This is a genomic window from Streptococcus pluranimalium, assembly GCF_047785745.1.
GTDB lineage: Bacteria > Bacillota > Bacilli > Lactobacillales > Streptococcaceae > Streptococcus > Streptococcus pluranimalium_B.
In genome coordinates this window covers 1-1,795 of record NZ_JBLOJT010000174.1, presented here as the reverse complement: position 1 = coordinate 1,795, position 1,795 = coordinate 1, and the positions used below count along the sequence as shown (strand labels likewise).

Annotated in this window: 1 tRNA gene and 1 rRNA gene; both read left to right on the top strand. The window is 50.9% G+C overall.

The annotated features are described in order from the left end of the window. Positions 1-107: 107 nt before the first annotated feature. Positions 108-1,666, top strand: a 16S ribosomal RNA gene (locus tag ACMZ6U_RS10260). Between the two features lie 55 nt (positions 1,667-1,721). Then, positions 1,722-1,794, top strand: a tRNA-Ala gene (locus ACMZ6U_RS10255). Position 1,795 lies beyond the last annotated feature (1 nt).

The following is a 1,795-nucleotide window of genomic DNA, read 5'->3' as shown; positions in this document are numbered from 1 at the left end:
AAGACCTTTGAAAACTGGATAAAGAAACCAAACGTGCGGGTTACGGAAGTAACCTGTCAAGAAGAAAAATAAGTCAGATGATAACTGACTGAGCTTAGCTCAAACTATTTAATGAGAGTTTGATCCTGGCTCAGGACGAACGCTGGCGGCGTGCCTAATACATGCAAGTGGAACGCAATTGATTCTATCGTAGCTTGCTACACTTGAATCGATTGAGTCGCGAACGGGTGAGTAACGCGTAGGTAACCTACCTTATAGCGGGGGATAACTATTGGAAACGATAGCTAATACCGCATAACAGTTGATAACACATGTTGTTAATTTAAAAGGAGCAAATGCTTCACTATGAGATGGACCTGCGTTGTATTAGCTAGTTGGTAAGGTAACGGCTTACCAAGGCTTCGATACATAGCCGACCTGAGAGGGTGATCGGCCACACTGGGACTGAGACACGGCCCAGACTCCTACGGGAGGCAGCAGTAGGGAATCTTCGGCAATGGGGGGAACCCTGACCGAGCAACGCCGCGTGAGTGAAGAAGGTTTTCGGATCGTAAAGCTCTGTTATAAGCGAAGAACGGGAGTAAGAGTGGAAAGTTTACTCTGTGACGGTAGCTTATCAGAAAGGGACGGCTAACTACGTGCCAGCAGCCGCGGTAATACGTAGGTCCCGAGCGTTGTCCGGATTTATTGGGCGTAAAGCGAGCGCAGGTGGTTTAATAAGTCTGAAGTTAAAGGCATTGGCTCAACCAATGTACGCTTTGGAAACTGTTAAACTTGAGTGCAGAAGGGGAGAGTGGAATTCCATGTGTAGCGGTGAAATGCGTAGATATATGGAGGAACACCGGTGGCGAAAGCGGCTCTCTGGTCTGTAACTGACACTGAGGCTCGAAAGCGTGGGTAGCGAACAGGATTAGATACCCTGGTAGTCCACGCCGTAAACGATGAGTGCTAGGTGTTGGGTCCTTTCCGGGACTCAGTGCCGCAGCTAACGCATTAAGCACTCCGCCTGGGGAGTACGACCGCAAGGTTGAAACTCAAAGGAATTGACGGGGGCCCGCACAAGCGGTGGAGCATGTGGTTTAATTCGAAGCAACGCGAAGAACCTTACCAGGTCTTGACATCCCAGTGACCGTTCTAGAGATAGAAATTCCCTTCGGGGCACTGGTGACAGGTGGTGCATGGTTGTCGTCAGCTCGTGTCGTGAGATGTTGGGTTAAGTCCCGCAACGAGCGCAACCCCTATTGTTAGTTGCCATCATTGAGTTGGGCACTCTAGCGAGACTGCCGGTAATAAACCGGAGGAAGGTGGGGATGACGTCAAATCATCATGCCCCTTATGACCTGGGCTACACACGTGCTACAATGGTCGGTACAACGAGCAGCGAACTGGTGACAGTAAGCCAATCTCTTAAAGCCGATCTCAGTTCGGATTGTAGGCTGCAACTCGCCTACATGAAGTCGGAATCGCTAGTAATCGCGGATCAGCACGCCGCGGTGAATACGTTCCCGGGCCTTGTACACACCGCCCGTCACACCACGAGAGTTTGTAACACCCGAAGTCGGTGAGGTAACCTTTTAGGAGCCAGCCGCCTAAGGTGGGATAGATGATTGGGGTGAAGTCGTAACAAGGTAGCCGTATCGGAAGGTGCGGCTGGATCACCTCCTTTCTAAGGAAAACGGAAGCACGTTTGGAATCTTTATTTAGTTTTGAGAGGTCTTTGTGGGGCCTTAGCTCAGCTGGGAGAGCGCCTGCTTTGCACGCAGGAGGTCAGCGGTTCGATCCCGCTAGGCTCCAT